The following is a 17,044-nucleotide window of genomic DNA, read 5'->3' as shown; positions in this document are numbered from 1 at the left end:
CGAAGACTACAGGCTGAGAACATGCCCGCGAAAAGCATGCGCATAAAAAAATGCCGGCAAAGTCTAAGACTTTGTCGACACTCTGAAAGCAAGCGACTAGGTCGCTTGCTTTTTCTTATGGCTTAATAGTAGGTATAGTAATCATAAAGGTAGTACCTTTAGTCATATTTGTAAATACGCTAATTTCGCCTTCCCAATCTTCAATGAGTTTCTTACTTAAATATAAACCGAGACCACTACCAGATTCTTTCGTTGTAAAGAAAGGATCGAATATCTTTTGTTGTGTCTCTTTAGACATTCCAGTACCGTTATCTTTAAATATAATCGTCGCTTGTTTTGCATGTGTATGTTGTAATTGAATTTCAATTTCTGGTTGTTCAACATCTAATAAAGCATCTTTAGCATTTTGAATGAGATTGATGAGAATTTGTTTTAATTGATCTTCTGAAATAAATGCATAGATAGGGCTATCAGGTAATGTTAAAGCAATATTAATGTTATGTTGTTCAAGTTCATACTTCAAAAATTGTGAAACTTCTTTGATAGATTGATTAATATCGACATTTGAATAGGCAAGGTTAGTTGGCTTTCCTAAAAATAAAAACTGTGTCACGATATTATTAATTCTATCTAGTTCTTCTGAAATGATATTAAAGTGATGATCTTGTTTATCTTTATCATATTTCATTCTCGTTAGTTCGATAAAGCCATTAATGCTTGTAAGTGGATTTTTAATTTCATGTGCTGTATTGGCAGCAAGTGTACCTATTAATCTAAGTTTTTCATTATTAGCTTGTTCGATGACTTTTTCATGTTCTAATCGTTCGGATCTATTTTTTAATATAAGTGTCACAATAGATAATAATAAAAATACCACTAAAAATATAAAAATGCTCGGTAAAATTATGCGCGTTATAAAATTATACTGTCCGCTAATTGTTAATGAGATTGGTAATTGATCATATAAATATGTTACGGATTTAGAGTGTTTATATTCTTTTCCAACTTGATAGATTTCAGTACCATCGATTCCATTAACTTGAATGTGATATCTTTTAGAAATTAAATTAATTTCATTTTTGAATGAAGACATATTGATTTCTGAAGCAACAGTGTAGTCTTTATTTTGAACTTTTAAATGATTCGTTAATAATAATGTATTGGCATTTTTTAATGAGATTTTTTCACTGCTTAAACTAGAATTAGCTGTAAAAGGAAATTGAAACTTATATTTGTTAAAATCTTCAAGAGAGGTATAATCAGCGCCTTTAGAGTCATAGACGATTTGTTTTTGATCATTCAATATATAAATATGGTCGATCCAAGTGTATCTGATGTGATTATCTTCTAAAAATTGATTAATAAATTTTTCATTGCGGCTGTTAGATAAAATAGTCGTTAAAGATTCAGAGATGCTATTTGATTCATTTATAAATGTATTAATTTTTAAGTTTACAATTTCTTTCGTCGTTTCTAATCTTTGATTCACTCTATTTGTATAATTTTTATTTATAATAATACCAATCATTAATGAAATGACTAAAGCGATAGCAAAATTAATGATGATTAATTTATTAAATGATTTCATTATTGCCTCCAAGTTTATTGTTTACTAATAGAGTATATTATGATTAACAATTATTGCCAATACATATTAAATAAATTTTCTATCCAAATGGTCGTAAACTGCCCTAACAGTATTTAAAAATGGTAAAATAAATAAAAAAGGTGGGGATAGCATTGAATACGAATGAAACCATAACAATTGATTTATTAGCTACTTCTGACTTACATGGACAAATAGGAAAAAGTGGTATTAGTGGTAACATTCTAAAGATGGCCACTTACGTTAAACATAAACGCAAAACCAATCACCACGTCTTATTGTTAGATAATGGTGGCATGTTGTCAGGTTCAATGTTTGCTTTTTATTATGCTCAAATTGCCCCATATAAGAGAAATCCAATGATTAAAGTGATGAATGAAATGCAATTTGATGCAAGTGGTGTGAGCCCTGACGAATTCAACTTTGGCTTAGACTTTTTAAATAAATCTATTGCTTTAAGCAGATTTCCTTGGTTAGCAGCAAATATTGAACATAGTAAGACTCGTGAACCATATTTTACAACACCTTATACGATTAAATATGTAGAAGGTATAAAAATAGGCATCATAGGATTCACATCTAGTGGTCTTATGGAAAATAAAAACGTTGAGTTTGAAGACGAAGTCCTTGTTGGTGAGTCTATGACTACAGCAAAAAAATGGGTGAGATATTTACATGAAAAAGAAAGCCCTGACTTCTTGATTATGTTATACCATGGTGGCTTAAACACTTACACAGATAAAAATAATTATAGATCATATTACAGTAACAACGCTGAAAGTATGACAAAAAGTACAGAAGGCGTAAATGTCATTATTACTGGACATCAAGAACATATTGTTGATCTTAAAGTCGAAGAAACACAGTTTATACAACCAGGTAAAGATGCTACGAATATTGTAGATATGTCTATTCAATTCAAAAAAAGAGCAAACTCTGTAGAAATTATCGATACGTCTATTAAGCACGTAGAAATTTCAAGTTATCCTGAAGATAGAGATTTATTGGAACTAACGTATTTCGACCAAAAAGCAGTCCAACATTGGTCTGAACAGAGCGTTGTTGACGTACCTGTTGTGTTAGATTATAAACAATTAACAGACTTATTTATAAAACCGCATAAGTTCATGGAATGTATTCAACAAAGTATGACGAGAGCATTTAAAGAAACTGATTTTGTTTGTGCACAAATTGGGAACCCGACTGGTAAAAGTTTACGTGGCGAGTTACAAGTTAAAGATGTTTATCAATCATATGTACATACTGATAAACCTGTCAAAATTAATTTATCTGGTGCTGAAATAAAGCGCATTATAGAAAGAACTGCTACAGCACTGTATAAAGAAGGGGACACGGTTCAATATAATGACCATATTTTAGAACCGACACTTATGACTGTATGGAAAGGTTTCGAATATACGATTGATTTGAGTAAACCTGTAGGCAGTAGAGTTAACTTAAATAATATTGATTTAGAAGCTACCTATTCAGTTATTATGACGGATTATTTATTTAGACACGTTAATAAGATCATTTCTGAATCAACGTATGAGAGAGCGAAAAAAACTGTCATCGAATATATGATTGAAGAACTGACGGAATCAAAGGGCAAATATGATTTAGAACATCATTTTGAAGTATTATAAAAATATCCCCAAAAAGTTAGCATAATTGCTAAAATTTTTGGGGATTATTTTATTAAATGTATTAGCTAAAAATTATAACGAGTATGATGATTGCTGCAATTTGAGCTACATAAGATGTTACGATTCTTTTCGTGTAGAAATACAATGTAGATAATATGAGTTGTGCTAAAAATATAAACATAAATATAGCTAAATTATCTAAATATAAAAATAGTGAACTAGATGCAAGGGCACTCACAACGATTGCAATAATAGGTTGTGAAAATTTCAGCTGTAACTGATTTTGTAAAATTGTTCTAATATATAACTCATGACAAGGTATAGCAATTACAATTGTTACAAGCATTTGCCACTTATAAAATACGCCAGCATGCATTAATTCTTTTAATAAGGATGCATATGACAAGCCATTATAAATTTGTGATAATAATAGCTGAAGTAGAACTAATATAATGGCACCAATAAGACCATATCCAATTGATTGAAGTAATCGCTTAGATTTGATGTCACGTTGATAAAAGACATAGCTAATGCCCGCAATCAGCATAATACCAGTATATAAGTACCAGAATACTTCTTTTTCACCTTGCATAATGAATAAAATAATGTGAAAAATAATGAAACTAGATATGAACCATATTAATTGAGGATTAATTTGTCTCTTCACTATTATCCCTCTTCAGAAATTATTGTATAACGCTTATGATTCACTACAGTTTTTTCAGGTAACTCTAAACTTTCAAAGTTATCCATAATTGTGATATCTACGATAACTGAGTTTTCATTAATTTTTTCAACTCTACCTCTTAATCCATCTTGAAACTCTATGATATTTCCAACTTCTGCGATTGTCATCTTATTCCTCCTAAATAATACTATGAAACATTATACTAAATAATACCCAGTTTATAAAGTATTAACAAATATACTCTATTTTAACATAAACATATCATACATATGATTAATCAAACATATGGTACTATAATACTTGAGGCTATTTGGGGAGAAAAGAAGGAGGAAATATAATGAAATTTGTAAGTAATAATGGTATTAACGATCCAATGATTAATTTAGCTATGGAGGAATATGTCTTAACTTCTCTTCCTAAAGATGATAGTTATTTCCTATTCTATATTAATCAACCATCTATTATTGTAGGGAAAAATCAAAATACGATTGAAGAAGTTAACCAAGAGTATGTTGAGAAACACAACATCAAAGTAGTAAGAAGAATTTCTGGTGGTGGAGCTGTATATCACGATTTAGGTAATTTAAACTTTAGCTTTGTTACAAAAGATGACGAAGACAGTTTCCATAACTTTGCGAAATTTACACAACCAATTGTTGATGCTTTAAATGAAATGGGTGTTAAAGCAGAATTATCTGGTAGAAATGATATACAAGTCGGGGAAAGAAAAATATCAGGTAATGCAATGGTTAAACAAAAAGATCGCATGTTCTCACATGGGACATTGATGTTAAATAGTGAAATCGAAGAGGTTGTTAATGCACTTCGCGTTAACGAAGCAAAAATAAAATCTAAAGGTATTAAATCTATAAGATCACGTGTCGCAAACATACAAGAGTTCTTAGAAGAGCCAATGGATATTGAAACATTTAAACAACGTATACTTACATCTATCTTTAAACAACAAGGTAGTGAAGATGTTGAAGAGTATCATTTAACAGATGAAGATTGGGATAACATTAATGAACTAAGTAAAAATAAATACCAAAAATGGGAATGGAATTATGGCAAGAATCCTAAATACAACTTTGAAAGAAGTCATAAATTTGATAGAGGACTTGTCCAAATTAAATTAGATGTTAAAAAAGGTAAAATAGAACACGCAGCAATATTCGGTGATTTCTTTGGTGTCGGTGATGTAAAAGATATTGAAGAAGCATTAATAGGTGTTCAACATCAAAAATCATCTATTCAAGAAGCATTAAAAGATATTGATGTTTATCACTATTTTGGAGATATCGCTAAAGAAGAAATTATTAATTTAATGCTATAAACAAATAAAAGAGACTATTTTTGAATGTTTTCAAAAGTAGTCTCTTATTATGTGTTAAATTTTAAATGACAACTCACGATTGTAAATCCTCCAACTGAATTAATTCTTCACTGTATTGTTCAAATAAAGTATTATTACGATTCGCAAGTGCTTCATCAATTAAAACCATTAATTCTCTTTTACGATTTTCACGTAAAGCAGAGTCAATCACAAGCTCAACTGATAAATCATTTAAGTTATTAACAAAAGTTTCTAGACTCTGGTGCTTAACTTGAGAATATTGTTTCATTTTAAACAACCCCTTGACTTTATTTGTTAAAATTATAGCGTATTTATTTTCTAAATGCAATGAATATTCAGAAATTTTAAAAAGTAAATTTATAATTCGAAATCAGTGATAAACTTACTCTATAAATTCATTATATGTTACTATAATCTAATTTCAAATTATTTTGCTCACAATTCAGAATACGGTTGTGAAAGTTTTAAGTAGTCGAACCATATATAACAAAAATACTTAAGGAGAATCATTATGTATCAATTAAAAAAGTGGGATCATGTTCAATTATCTGCACCTAAAGGATCAGAGGATAAAGCACGATATTTCTATTGTAATCAATTAGGGTTTAAAGAAGTAGAAAAGCCTGAGTCATTGAGAGGTAATGGAGGCGTTTGGTTTAATATTAATCAAATTGATTTGCATATTGGTATTGAAGAAGGATTTGAACCATTAAAAAAAGCACATCCAGCTATTAATGTTGAAAATCTAGAAGATTTAAAAGAACATTTAACGAATGAAAAAATAGAGTTTAAAGCAGATAATCGTTTTCCAGGCGCAAATAGAATCCATTTATTAGATCCTTTTGGAAATCGTTTAGAATTTATAGAAAAACAATAGAATTTATTCCAAAAAGTATTGACTTCCATTTAAATATAGATTATATTTTATGTAATTACAATAAATGTAAATCCATTCGTTGTAATTACATAAATTTTGAAAGGAGCATACTATGAGTAAATACGTAATTAAACAAAACACGATGTACATTAGAGGAGTCAGAGTAGACGATCATACCATTCATACTGAGGTGTCTGAAGCGGGTAGAGAACCGTTCATTATTAAACAGAAACCTCAAGAAATTATGAATCAGTCATGTCGCTTTTATGGAGAACACTTCAATGAAAGAAAGCTTTTTACAAAAAGGCTTACCAGAATTACTAGCAAACCCCCGATTTTAGTATCCGCAGTTACATCCACTTATTTTTTCTGCACAGGTTCCGAAAGGTCAATAGACAACACATGGATAAATATACTCTATGTTAAAGATTTCAAAGAATACAATGGCAATAAGACCAAGATATTTTTAGAGCAAGATCAAAGCCTCGTTTTTCCAATTTCCTACCACGTAATTAATCATCAATACTTAAACTGTTTATGTTTGTACTATAGAAATCACCGTAATAATATCTTTATTAAACAACTAAATACACCTAATATTGACTTAACTCAAGATGGATATAGTGTACGTGATGTTATTAAGATGTATTTAAAAAATCAATATTAGCATACGAAAATAAATATTAACGGAACAAGTGCAACTAAAGTGTAAATGTTCCGTTAATTTTTTTAGGTTTTCTCTTGAAAATATTAAGATGCTTGATATAATAGTATTTGTGCTTGATAAAAATTTAATTATTCCACAGTAGCTCAGTGGTAGAGCTATCGGCTGTTAACCGATCGGTCGTAGGTTCGAGTCCTACCTGTGGAGCCATGGAGATGTACTCAAGTTGGCTGAAGAGGCGCCCCTGCTAAGGGTGTAGGTCGTTCTGCGGCGCGAGGGTTCGAATCCCTCCATCTCCGCTCAGATTAATTAGTCACGTATAGTGAAAAGAAAAAACCTTGATAACTCAAGGTTTTTTCTTTTTTTATTTAAACTGGTTTAATATTTTTGGTCACAACGTGGTCACACTAGCACCATATTTTTAATCATGTGACCATAATGATTATTTATCCTAGTTATAAAAAGCTCTTGAACATGATTTAATGAATAATTATAATATTGGATATAAAAAGCGTAATATCATTAATACTATAGTCATTTAAGTCTTAAATGGAGTGATTAAGATGTTAACAATGGAGTTAATTGAATACAATGATGAAATTGTGACTTATAATTATTATCCTGAAGATAATAAAGAACTAACGCCTGGTCAAATAACAAAGCGAAGAAAAGATAAAGAAATAATAGATTTTACTAAAACAGAAGTTGAAAAGTATAAGTCATTATATTTCGTACATGCTGCTAGTAGAATGAGAAAAATTGTTGATTTAGACGAGTTACCTAAAACACAATTCGTTGCATGGGGATAAGCTCTGTGTAGCTTTATAATAATATGAGGTGATTACAATGACAAATAAAGCTAAAGATATTTTTATGATTACTATCAATATAATAATCATTATTTGTTGCATTTCCTTAATTTATTATATGTTAACCAAATAAAAATAGACTCGGAATAAATATATGAAGAATGAAATAGCCAACACTATATATGAATATCCAAAAGCTCACCTAAATGAAATAGGTGGGCTTTTTTAGTATGTAATCGTGATTGATGTTGATCTCAATGTTTAACGTAATATTAGATAGCTTTTTGCTTTATTGTAAGAATTTTGAAAAAATTATATAATATAGTAAATATTAGTGAATAAGTAGGTTGATAACATTGAAGAAATACGAAACGACACTAGACGCTTATATGCCACCTAAAGATGCGGCTGAAGCATTCCAAAGAATAGCTTAAAGAAAAAACAACAACTAAAACAACGACATACAAAAAGAGAAAAAGAATTAAAACACTAGAGGAGTTAATTAGAAAAAGGAGGTAATGATTAATGTTAGTTTTAATATTAGTACGTAAAGACGAAAAAAGCGTGACTTATGATTATTATCCCGAAAACGAAAAAGTGTCAGGGAGAATTACTATAAGAATTGATGATTGTGAAATACTCTATGCAAAAAATACGGAATATGATGAAGGTACAAATAACTATTTAGGTCATGCGATTTATAGAATTGAGAAATATATTAAAAATAATGAGTTTCCTGAAACCGATCTTGTAGCATGGGGGTAAATTATGAAACTATGGACTTATGTGGGAAAAATGGTATTAATTGAAGCAGATGATGGTCAAAAATTCACAGGTAAAGTTATAACTTATGATGATGAAATGGATAATGAAAGTGGAGAATATTCTATATATTTAGATACTGGAATACAAATATACGACTTTGATGAAAGTGAAATAAAGTCGATTGAAATTTTAGATTAAGTACCTTACAAAGAATTAATGGTTATGGTACTATTTTTAGACAAATTTTTAGCTATCACAGTGTTGTGATAGCTTGTTTTTATGTCTAAAATCTTATTACCTTATTTTTCCATTTTTGTTTGCTAGCATCTAATACCTTTGAAACGAGAAGAGTGAGCATAATTGTAAAGATTATCATACTAATTACAGCAATTACTCTAGCGATAGGGTTTTCTTTATATATAATAGCGTAGAATCCTTGTATAAAGAACATTATGTAGGTAGGTAATGTAGATAATAATATGTATTTAGGTTGCTTCATAGTTTCACTCCTTATAATGATTTAAATCATAAAAAATAAACCATCTCTTACAACTTTTGACTAGTTTGAGATGATTTATTTAATCATTAAATTTTGGTCACCGTCTTTAAAACGGGCTCATAGGACAACGTGTTACAGCACGTTGTCCTTTTTTCAATTGTATTATAACACAATTTGGCAATATTTGTCTGTTGTGAAAAATTAATGATTAAGAGGTGTGTTTGATATAAAAAAGTGTCAAGAGTATTAACAATTATTAATATTATTACAAATATTGTAGGAACGGTATTGATATTAGCAGGAATGATTAAACGTTCAAAATAATGCTAGTGAAATGATTATTGAGTTGATTATGGACGGAGTGTGATTGATATGAAAGCAAGTATAAGTATTCGTAAAACGACGAAGAAAGAGAAGATTGAATCGCTTGTTGCTGTGAGTATTTTAATTTTAGGGATTATGTTTATTAAGTGGTTAAACAAATAATTGTATTTTTGTTTCTAATTTATAGAAGTGTATAATGGACCTAAATATAGAGATTGGTGGGGATTATATGACTGTTGAATTAAGATTAATGGAAATGCAGGACTTTAATGATTTTTATGAGGTTTCTTTGAAAGAATTTGCTGATGAACAAGTGAAAAGTGGTTCTTGGTCTGTTGAAGAAGCGGATGAGAGAGGTAGAGCATATTTTAAGAAACTTCTACCTGATGGTTTACATACAGAAGGTCATAAAATTTTTAATATCTTTAATGAAGGAGAGAAGGTTGGTATTTTATGGCTACATGTATTCGAGAAAGATCATGTATTAAAGAGTTTTATTTATGATATTAAAATTGACGAATCTGAAAGAGGTAAAGGTTTAGGTAAAATGACGATGCAAGCTATAGATGAGTATTGCAAGGAACATGACATTAAAAGTATTCGACTCCATGTTTTCGGTCATAATCAAATTGCGTATGAGTTATATAAAAAAATGGGATTTGAAACGACAAACTATTATATGGAAAAAGCGTTATAATAGTGATATCGAAATTGAAATCGGAGTGATTTGATTGTTGAAATTGAAAGAATCTCAAAATGTATTTTTAAAAGGTGGAGATGAAGCGGTTATATTATTGCATTCATTTACAGGTACAGTAAGAGATGTAAAAGCTTTAGCAGAGTTTCTAAACGAAGCGGGATATACTTGCTATATTCCAGCTTATAAAGGACATGGATTAAGTTTAGAAGGTATATTAGCCTATACGACAAATGATTGGTGGGAACAGGTACAAGATAGCTATCACTATTTAAAGGATAGTGGATATGAAACCATTCATGTGCTCGGTGTTTCATTGGGTGCGCTTATGTCTTTAAAACTTGTCGAAACATTTGATGTGAAGAAATGTATAGCAATGTCCACACCTCATAATAGAACTAATAAAGATATTAAGAGAAGACTTTATCATTATGGAGAAAGAATTAATCAGATCCAAGGTTTAGATGAAGATGAAAGTAAACGCCAACTTGCACTCATTGATGATTATGAAGATGGTGCACGTCTTTTTACATCATTTATAGAGGATATTATGAATCATTTAGACGCAGTAAATATACCTATCTCTATAAAGTATGGAGAATTAGATCAAAGATTCTATCAAGATAGTGCTGAGAAAATATATCATGATATATCATCAGAACATAAAGAATTAACAGCCTATAAAAATGCAACACATTTAATGACAAGAAGTGACGATAAAGAACAAATTGAACAAGATATACTTGAGTTCTTAAAAAAATAAGACCACGCCAACAAAAGTTGGCATGGTCTTATTTTTATAATCCACCTAATAAACCACTAATATATACACCAAGTGCTAATAACAATCCGAAGATTGTGTTTGCTTTACCTGTAGCTGCCATTGCAGGCATCATTGTTTGTGGTGTGTCATTTTTGTTAAATCGACGTACGGCTTTGATTGGGAATGGTGCAGATATTAAGACGAGCAACCATAAAAGAGAGCCGTATGGTTTAAATAATGCTAAGTAAATAACAAAGACATATGCGAAAATATATAGAATTGCCATAGTCATGATGGAAAGTCTTTTACCGACTAAGATTGCGTAAGTCTTTCTACCACTTTGTTTGTCTTTTTCGCGGTCTCTAATGTTATTTGCTAAGTTGATAAGTCCAATTGTAATAGAAACTGGAATACTTAATAATGCTGGATAAAAGCTTAAAGTACCTGTTTGTATATAGAATGAAATCATGACAATTACAAATCCCATGAAGAAACCAGCGAATATTTCACCGAATGGCGTCCATGAAATAGGGATTGGTCCACCTGTATAGAAATAACCGATTGCCATACAAACTAATCCTATTGGTATTAATAGCCATGTACTTTGCATGCATATGTAAATACCTAATATGACAGCTATAACATAGAATGCTATTGCTAAATTATAAACGGATTTAGGAGACATACCATTTCTTACGATTGCGCCTCCGATACCAACAGAAGTATGGTCATCTAATCCACGCTTATAATCAAAGTATTCATTAAACATATTAGTTGCTGCTTGTATTAAAATACTTGCGAGTAACATTGCTAATACGACTGAAATTTTAATGGATGCTTCAGCACCTGTTAAAAAAATCTTTGATGAAGCGGTACCTAATAGTACAGGAACAAATGATGCTGTAAGGGTATGTGGTCTCATCAAATGATAATATTTTTTCAAGCCTGAATGCTGTGATAAATTTTGTGACATGTATTTACCTCTTAAATTTATATTTTTGACAGTATTAGTATATGCTTTCGCTATCAATTGGTCAATCACTGTAATTGTGTAAAATTTTAATTTATATTCTGTATTTAAAGTACAATATTAACGCATGTTCACTTAAAAAATGATAAAATAAGTAGATAGATATTTTTCGGAAAGAAGTGGAAGTGAAATGGCCTTGAGGACGGATTTGAAGCAACAGATAATTTCTGAAATCGATGGAAATAAAAATTATATTTCAGTTGAAATTGAGCTTCAATATCAACCAGATTTAATCCATTTATTAAGGGAAGAAATCAATTATACAGGACAACATTTTTATTACAAATCTAAAGATTCTAAATTAGAAATGTGTGGAATTGGATATTTATTAGAAGCTAGGTATTCGCATCTAGAACATGATGATATATATGAATACTGGCAAAATATTAAAGAACAATTAAATACGATTAAGTTACATGATGAAAAGCACCATCTAAAATTCTTTGGTGGCTTTCAATTTTCAGAGCATTCATTAACGAATGAATGGAAAGATTACGGGATGAGTCATTTTGTATTGCCTAAATATTTGGTAACTAAAGAAAATGGTCATTATTACCTTACTTATACGGATCATAGTAACAAATTCGATATCGACAACATTCAAGAAGTTATAAATATTTTAGAAACAGAAAATGAAAAAATCGAATCGAGTGAACCTGTAGTAGTGGAAAATAAAGATATTCAAAGTGAAGAATGGAAAGCGTTAGTTACTAAAGTTGTTTCACAAATGAATCAATCTGTAGCACTACAAAAAGTCGTACTATCCAGAAGAAGACAAATCGAATTTGAAGATCGTGTTAATGTTGAAGATGCATTACAAAGATCATTAGATTCAAATGAATCAAGTTATTTATTACTATTTGAGTCAGGTAAATCTCAATTTATTTCACAAACACCTGAACAACTTTGCCAAATAGAAGATGGTAAACTATATACAAATGCAATTGCTGGTACGATTTTAAGAACAGAAGATGAAACAAAGAATGATGAATTAAAAGATGAGCTTCTAAATGATTCTAAAAATCAATTTGAACATCGTTATGTAGTGGATAGTATTATTCATGATATTCAATCATTCACAAAACACATTGAATACGATAAAAAGCCTACCATACTTACTAACAAGCATTTATATCATTTATATACGAAAATACAAGCAGATTTACTATCTGAAAATGTATTAGAAATTGTTAATCAATTGCATCCAACGCCAGCATTAGGAGGATTTCCTAAAGTTGAAGCGATAAAATTTATAGAACATGAAGAGTTTGGTACAAGAGGATTTTACGGTGCACCATTAGGTTATATCGATTTAGAAAATAATGGTGAATTTGTTGTATCTATTCGATCTATGTTAGTGAACAATCATACTGCAACATTGTATTCAGGTTGTGGTATTGTAAAAGATTCTGAAGCAATATCTGAGTTTGAAGAAACAGACTTAAAATTTAAACCAATGTTGAAAGCACTAGGAGTGATGTAGAATTGAGTACACATACTGAAAGTCTCACTAAACAAGTATTTACATTTGTTTCTAAATTATATGAATATGGTGTCGATGATGTTGTTATTAGTCCTGGATCACGATCTACACCATTAGCGATAGCTTGTGAAAGACATCCACATTTAAAAACATGGGTTCATCCAGATGAAAGAAGCGCAGCATTTTTTGCACTTGGTATTATTAAAGCAAGTCAAAAGCCTGTTGCAATCATTTGTACGTCAGGAACAGCTGCATCTAATTATATGCCAGCAGTTTCTGAAGCGTTTATTAGTCGTTTACCACTTGTTGTTGTTACGAGTGATAGACCACATGAACTACGTAATGTTGGTGCACCTCAAGCAATCAATCAAGTAAATATGTTCCAAAACTTTACAAAGTTTCAATTTGATATGCCTATAGCTGATGACTCAGAGGGTACATTAAATGCAATTAATATGAATATGATTAAAGCTGAGAAGCATTTTGTTGGTCCACAAAGAGGACCTGTGCATTTTAATTTTCCATTTAGAGAACCATTAATTCCTAATGTGAAATTAAGAAGATATTTGTCTTCTAAAAGAAAATTAGAAACAAAATACCAAAAGTCGATTGATTTTACGAGTATACAAACATATATCGAAAAACCAAGAGGTGTCGTTATTGTAGGAGACACACAAGGTCAAGATTTATCTCAAATATTAACTTATTCAGCGATTCATAATATTCCTATATTAGCTGATCCATTAAGTAATTTGAGAAAATTAAATCATCCAAATGTGATTTCTACTTATGACGCATTATTCAAAGGCGGTTTAAGTATTGAACCACAATTTATCATCAGAGTGGGGCAACCAGTCGTTTCGAAACATTTAAACAATTGGTTAAAAGAAGTTAAGTGTCCACAAATTCTTGTGCAAAATAATGATACACCTGATGCTTATCCTAAAGTACCAACGATTTCAGTGGAATTAAGTCCAAATGATTTCTTCAGACAAGCTCAAGATGTATCACCAACTCAAAACAAGAATTGGTTAGAAAAATGGATAACAATGGACAAAGAAGCAAGTGCATTGATTGAAAAATATATCGAAGAAGAAACAGATGAAGGTGCTGCAGTCGGTAGTTTATTGAAAAAAATGACTTCTAAAGATACTGTATTTGTTGGTAATAGTATGCCGATAAGAGATGTCGATACATTTAATTTAAACTCAAAAGCTGAAATAGCAGCTAATAGAGGTGCAAATGGTATAGATGGTGTCGTGTCGACTGCACTTGGTATGTCAGTATATAAAAAAGTCACACTTATTATTGGTGATGTTTCGTTCTTCCATGATATGAATGGCTTGATTATGAGTAAACTACATGATTTAGATATTACAATTGTGTGCTTAAACAATAATGGTGGGGGCATCTTCAATTACTTAGCACCTAAAGAAGAAGCACCTGAACATTTTGAGAAATTATTCGGTACACCACTTGATCTAGATTTTCAACATGTTGCGCATCTATATGAGTTAGGTTACGAAAAATTCGAAAGTGTTTCTGATTATAAGAAACAAACATTACCACAATTCGGTTCTTATTTATACGAAATTCTAACGAATAGAGAAGAAAATACCGCAAAACATAGACAACTTTTTGAACAAATGAAAGGTATCCAATATGTTAAATCACCGCGTTAAGTCGTTTGATGAACATAAACCGTCTATTATTTTATTACATGGCTTTATCAGTGATCATACATCATTTCATATAGTTGAGCGTACGTTAAGTAACCAAGGCTTAAATGTCATAACCATTGATTTACCTGGACATGGACATGATGAATCAAGTTATGATGATATATGGTCAATGGATTATATTGTTTATAAGATTAAAGAAGTCATTGATTATTTAGAGCTTAAAAAGGTCTATTTGCATGGATATTCTATGGGTGGACGTGTTGCGTTAAGCTTCGCTGTACAATACCCAGAGCTATTAAGCGGCTTGATTTTAGAAAGTGCTAGTCCAGGACTTAAAGATCCATCAGATAAACAGAATAGAATTGAAGTCGATCATAATAGAGCAGCGCGCATTCATGAAATTGGATTACCTCAGTTTGTAGAGGAATGGTCTAAACTTCCATTATTTAATAGTCAGTCTATACTTTCTACTGAAGAAAGAGAACGTATTAAACAAATGAGACTTTCTCAAAATCCAAACGGCTTAAGTAAAGCACTTAAAGATTATGGTACAGGTTCACAACCATCCAATTGGCATCATTTGAATACAATGAATGTGCCGACTTGTATTATCGTCGGTCAAAAAGATGAAAAGTTTATTCAAATAGGTAAACAAATGAACGAAAGTATAAAAAATAGTAAATTTTATATTGTTAATGATGCTGGGCACACAATTCATGTGGAACAACCCTCAAAATTTGATACAATAATAATAGAATTTATTTTAGGAGGCAAATTATGTCAAGACAATGGGAAACTATAAAAGAATATAAAGAAATTAAATATGAATTTTTCGAAGGTATTGCTAAAATTACAATCAACCGTCCAGAAGTACGTAATGCATTCACACCTTTAACAGTTCAAGAAATGATCGATGCTTTCTCTAGAGCTAGAGATGATGAAAGAGTAGGTTCTATCATCTTAACAGGTGAAGGCGACTTAGCATTCTGTTCAGGTGGAGACCAATCTGTTCGTGGACATGGTGGTTACGTTGGTGATGACCAAATTCCAAGATTAAATGTATTAGATTTACAACGTCTTATCCGTGTTATTCCTAAACCAGTAGTAGCTATGGTTAGAGGATATGCTATTGGTGGTGGACACGTACTACATATCGTATGTGACTTAACAATTGCCGCTGAAAATGCAAGATTCGGTCAAACTGGACCTAAAGTAGGTTCATTCGATGCTGGTTATGGTTCAGGCTATTTAGCAAGAATTGTTGGACATAAAAAAGCACGTGAAATTTGGTTCTTATGTCGTCAATATGATGCACAAGAAGCGATTGATATGGGTCTTGTTAATACAGTTGTACCATTAGATAAAATAGAAGATGAAACAGTTCAATGGTGTAAAGAAATGATGCAACATTCACCAACTGCATTACGTTTCTTAAAAGCTGCTATGAACGCTGACACTGATGGATTAGCTGGTTTACAACAATTCGCTGGTGATGCAACATTATTATATTACACTTCAGACGAAGCAAAAGAAGGAAGAGACGCTTTCAAAGAAAAACGTCAACCAGACTTCGATCAATTTCCTAAGTTTCCTTAATATTGATACAAATAAAAACAAGAGGTTGAGACATTATGTAATGTCTCAGCCTTTTTTATGGAAAAAATATCTGTATATGAAGTGTTCTATGTTGCTTGCTTGGGGAGTCTTGCAATATAGGAGTCACCTATTTCCTACGATTAGTCAAGCCAGATTGTATTTAAGAAAACATATTCAAATAAACCGTCCATTTTAATTTTTTTGAATAAGGTGTTAAACTAAATTTGATTGTACGTTTAGACTAATGTGGGGACATTTGATAATCGTATAATTTAGATTCATTAACTAAGTAATGTAGTGTTTTTAATAGTCGGTTTATACAAGCGACTACGGCAGTCTTATGAGACTTCTCATTGGGCTGCTTTCTTAATTTATAATAATAATCAACTATGTGGTTATTATAGTTACGCTGTCCTCGAATAATATTCATCACTACTAAAAACAATAATCGTCTAGCTTTTTTATTCCCTCGTCTATTAATTGTATCTCTATATTGAGTTTTGCCTGATTGATATCGTTTGATATCGATACCCACATATGCGTTTAATTGTTTATTCGTTT

The 17,044-nt window shown here is 30.8% G+C and carries 20 protein-coding genes and 2 tRNA genes; 15 read left to right on the top strand and 7 right to left on the bottom strand.

The window, feature by feature from the left end:
* Nucleotides 1-115: 115 nt before the first annotated feature.
* Nucleotides 116-1,588: an ATP-binding protein gene (locus LQ693_RS12440; RefSeq protein ID WP_107565919.1), complete on the bottom strand. Its 1,473-nt coding sequence runs from the start codon at nt 1,586-1,588 to the stop codon at nt 116-118.
* A 152-nt stretch (nt 1,589-1,740) separates the two neighbouring features.
* Here LQ693_RS12440 and LQ693_RS12435 point away from each other — a divergent pair, with 152 nt between their 5' ends.
* Nucleotides 1,741-3,252, top strand: a complete 1,512-nt coding sequence (locus tag LQ693_RS12435; protein ID WP_239743699.1) for a bifunctional metallophosphatase/5'-nucleotidase — start codon at nt 1,741-1,743, stop codon at nt 3,250-3,252.
* 61 nt (nt 3,253-3,313) lie between these two features.
* Here LQ693_RS12435 and LQ693_RS12430 read toward each other — a convergent pair whose 3' ends face one another.
* Together LQ693_RS12430 and LQ693_RS12425 are read right to left on the bottom strand one after the other, a co-directional pair.
* On the bottom strand, nt 3,314-3,919 hold the full coding sequence (locus tag LQ693_RS12430; RefSeq protein ID WP_025905643.1) for a CPBP family glutamic-type intramembrane protease: 606 nt from the start codon (nt 3,917-3,919) through the stop codon (nt 3,314-3,316).
* 2 nt (nt 3,920-3,921) lie between these two features.
* The gene (locus tag LQ693_RS12425) at nt 3,922-4,107 is read right to left on the bottom strand and encodes a YkvS family protein (protein WP_025905642.1); all 186 of its coding nucleotides are present in this window, start codon (nt 4,105-4,107) and stop codon (nt 3,922-3,924) included.
* Between the two features lie 170 nt (nt 4,108-4,277).
* On the opposite strand from LQ693_RS12425, the gene lplA reads away from it, so the two are divergent.
* Nucleotides 4,278-5,273, top strand: coding sequence for a lipoate--protein ligase (lplA, locus tag LQ693_RS12420; RefSeq protein ID WP_025905641.1), 996 nt, complete (start codon nt 4,278-4,280; stop codon nt 5,271-5,273).
* A 73-nt stretch (nt 5,274-5,346) separates the two neighbouring features.
* Here lplA and LQ693_RS12415 read toward each other — a convergent pair whose 3' ends face one another.
* Entirely contained in the window at nt 5,347-5,562 is a 216-nt protein-coding gene (locus tag LQ693_RS12415) for an IDEAL domain-containing protein (RefSeq protein ID WP_016911637.1), read from the bottom strand.
* 243 nt (nt 5,563-5,805) lie between these two features.
* On the opposite strand from LQ693_RS12415, the gene LQ693_RS12410 reads away from it, so the two are divergent.
* From LQ693_RS12410 to LQ693_RS12380, 7 genes are all read left to right on the top strand, one after another.
* Nucleotides 5,806-6,171 (top strand): VOC family protein, encoded by a 366-nt coding sequence (locus tag LQ693_RS12410; RefSeq protein WP_107566018.1) that lies wholly within the window; start codon nt 5,806-5,808, stop codon nt 6,169-6,171.
* Between the two features lie 112 nt (nt 6,172-6,283).
* Nucleotides 6,284-6,838 (top strand): competence protein ComK, encoded by a 555-nt coding sequence (locus LQ693_RS12405; RefSeq protein ID WP_107566017.1) that lies wholly within the window; start codon nt 6,284-6,286, stop codon nt 6,836-6,838.
* Between the two features lie 132 nt (nt 6,839-6,970).
* A tRNA-Asn gene (locus tag LQ693_RS12400) sits at nt 6,971-7,045 on the top strand.
* A 1-nt stretch (nt 7,046) separates the two neighbouring features.
* A tRNA-Ser gene (locus tag LQ693_RS12395) sits at nt 7,047-7,134 on the top strand.
* Between the two features lie 264 nt (nt 7,135-7,398).
* Nucleotides 7,399-7,644: a hypothetical protein gene (locus tag LQ693_RS12390; protein ID WP_107566016.1), complete on the top strand. Its 246-nt coding sequence runs from the start codon at nt 7,399-7,401 to the stop codon at nt 7,642-7,644.
* A gap of 525 nt (nt 7,645-8,169) precedes the next feature.
* Entirely contained in the window at nt 8,170-8,409 is a 240-nt protein-coding gene (locus tag LQ693_RS12385; protein WP_107566015.1) for a hypothetical protein, read from the top strand.
* A gap of 3 nt (nt 8,410-8,412) precedes the next feature.
* Nucleotides 8,413-8,607, top strand: a complete 195-nt coding sequence (locus LQ693_RS12380; RefSeq protein ID WP_025905637.1) for a hypothetical protein — start codon at nt 8,413-8,415, stop codon at nt 8,605-8,607.
* Between the two features lie 85 nt (nt 8,608-8,692).
* Here the strand turns inward: LQ693_RS12380 and LQ693_RS12375 are convergent, their stop codons facing one another.
* Nucleotides 8,693-8,908: a hypothetical protein gene (locus tag LQ693_RS12375; RefSeq protein ID WP_239703227.1), complete on the bottom strand. Its 216-nt coding sequence runs from the start codon at nt 8,906-8,908 to the stop codon at nt 8,693-8,695.
* A 553-nt stretch (nt 8,909-9,461) separates the two neighbouring features.
* On the opposite strand from LQ693_RS12375, the gene LQ693_RS12370 reads away from it, so the two are divergent.
* Together LQ693_RS12370 and LQ693_RS12365 are read left to right on the top strand one after the other, a co-directional pair.
* On the top strand, nt 9,462-9,929 hold the full coding sequence (locus LQ693_RS12370; protein ID WP_025905635.1) for a GNAT family N-acetyltransferase: 468 nt from the start codon (nt 9,462-9,464) through the stop codon (nt 9,927-9,929).
* Nucleotides 9,930-9,963: 34 nt separating this feature from the next.
* The gene (locus LQ693_RS12365; RefSeq protein WP_107566013.1) at nt 9,964-10,692 is read left to right on the top strand and encodes an alpha/beta hydrolase; all 729 of its coding nucleotides are present in this window, start codon (nt 9,964-9,966) and stop codon (nt 10,690-10,692) included.
* Nucleotides 10,693-10,726: 34 nt separating this feature from the next.
* On the opposite strand, the gene LQ693_RS12360 is transcribed toward LQ693_RS12365, so the two are convergent.
* Nucleotides 10,727-11,665, bottom strand: a complete 939-nt coding sequence (locus LQ693_RS12360) for a 1,4-dihydroxy-2-naphthoate polyprenyltransferase (RefSeq protein ID WP_025905471.1) — start codon at nt 11,663-11,665, stop codon at nt 10,727-10,729.
* Nucleotides 11,666-11,870: 205 nt separating this feature from the next.
* Between LQ693_RS12360 and LQ693_RS12355 the strand changes: the two genes are divergently transcribed.
* The 4 genes from LQ693_RS12355 to menB are packed head-to-tail and all read left to right on the top strand — an operon-like array spanning nt 11,871 to nt 16,483.
* A complete protein-coding gene (locus tag LQ693_RS12355) occupies nt 11,871-13,205 on the top strand; it encodes an isochorismate synthase (RefSeq protein ID WP_232339582.1) in 1,335 nt (444 codons plus the stop codon).
* Nucleotides 13,206-13,207: 2 nt separating this feature from the next.
* The gene (gene menD / locus LQ693_RS12350) at nt 13,208-14,887 is read left to right on the top strand and encodes a 2-succinyl-5-enolpyruvyl-6-hydroxy-3-cyclohexene-1-carboxylic-acid synthase (protein WP_239703228.1); all 1,680 of its coding nucleotides are present in this window, start codon (nt 13,208-13,210) and stop codon (nt 14,885-14,887) included.
* Nucleotides 14,868-15,689, top strand: a complete 822-nt coding sequence (gene menH, locus LQ693_RS12345; RefSeq protein WP_239703229.1) for a 2-succinyl-6-hydroxy-2,4-cyclohexadiene-1-carboxylate synthase — start codon at nt 14,868-14,870, stop codon at nt 15,687-15,689. The genes menD and menH overlap by 20 nt, the downstream gene beginning before the upstream one ends.
* Nucleotides 15,662-16,483: a 1,4-dihydroxy-2-naphthoyl-CoA synthase gene (menB, locus tag LQ693_RS12340; protein WP_025905467.1), complete on the top strand. Its 822-nt coding sequence runs from the start codon at nt 15,662-15,664 to the stop codon at nt 16,481-16,483. Before menH ends, menB begins: the two co-directional genes overlap by 28 nt.
* A gap of 241 nt (nt 16,484-16,724) precedes the next feature.
* On the opposite strand, the gene LQ693_RS12335 is transcribed toward menB, so the two are convergent.
* Nucleotides 16,725-17,044 (bottom strand): transposase (locus tag LQ693_RS12335; RefSeq protein WP_239743695.1); only part of this gene is annotated, 320 nt, incomplete at its 5' end.

The organism is Mammaliicoccus sp. B-M6 (genome assembly GCF_022386965.1).
Taxonomy (GTDB): Bacteria; Bacillota; Bacilli; order Staphylococcales; family Staphylococcaceae; genus Mammaliicoccus; species Mammaliicoccus sciuri_A.
The sequence above is the reverse complement of the archived record's forward strand: the minus strand, read 5'-3'. Positions and strand labels throughout refer to the sequence as shown.

Coding starts and splice junctions, on each gene's coding strand:
- LQ693_RS12360 (WP_025905471.1), bottom strand. CDS start 11,665: ATGTCACAAAATTTATCACAGCATTCAGGCTTGAAAAAATATTATCAT.
- LQ693_RS12425 (WP_025905642.1), bottom strand. CDS start 4,107: ATGACAATCGCAGAAGTTGGAAATATCATAGAGTTTCAAGATGGATTA.
- LQ693_RS12440 (WP_107565919.1), bottom strand. CDS start 1,588: ATGAAATCATTTAATAAATTAATCATCATTAATTTTGCTATCGCTTTA.
- LQ693_RS12380 (WP_025905637.1), top strand. CDS start 8,413: ATGAAACTATGGACTTATGTGGGAAAAATGGTATTAATTGAAGCAGAT.
- LQ693_RS12375 (WP_239703227.1), bottom strand. CDS start 8,908: ATGAAGCAACCTAAATACATATTATTATCTACATTACCTACCTACATA.
- LQ693_RS12405 (WP_107566017.1), top strand. CDS start 6,284: ATGAGTAAATACGTAATTAAACAAAACACGATGTACATTAGAGGAGTC.
- LQ693_RS12415 (WP_016911637.1), bottom strand. CDS start 5,562: ATGAAACAATATTCTCAAGTTAAGCACCAGAGTCTAGAAACTTTTGTT.
- lplA (WP_025905641.1), top strand. CDS start 4,278: ATGAAATTTGTAAGTAATAATGGTATTAACGATCCAATGATTAATTTA.
- LQ693_RS12385 (WP_107566015.1), top strand. CDS start 8,170: ATGTTAGTTTTAATATTAGTACGTAAAGACGAAAAAAGCGTGACTTAT.
- menH (WP_239703229.1), top strand. CDS start 14,868: ATGTTAAATCACCGCGTTAAGTCGTTTGATGAACATAAACCGTCTATT.
- LQ693_RS12390 (WP_107566016.1), top strand. CDS start 7,399: ATGTTAACAATGGAGTTAATTGAATACAATGATGAAATTGTGACTTAT.
- LQ693_RS12410 (WP_107566018.1), top strand. CDS start 5,806: ATGTATCAATTAAAAAAGTGGGATCATGTTCAATTATCTGCACCTAAA.
- LQ693_RS12370 (WP_025905635.1), top strand. CDS start 9,462: ATGACTGTTGAATTAAGATTAATGGAAATGCAGGACTTTAATGATTTT.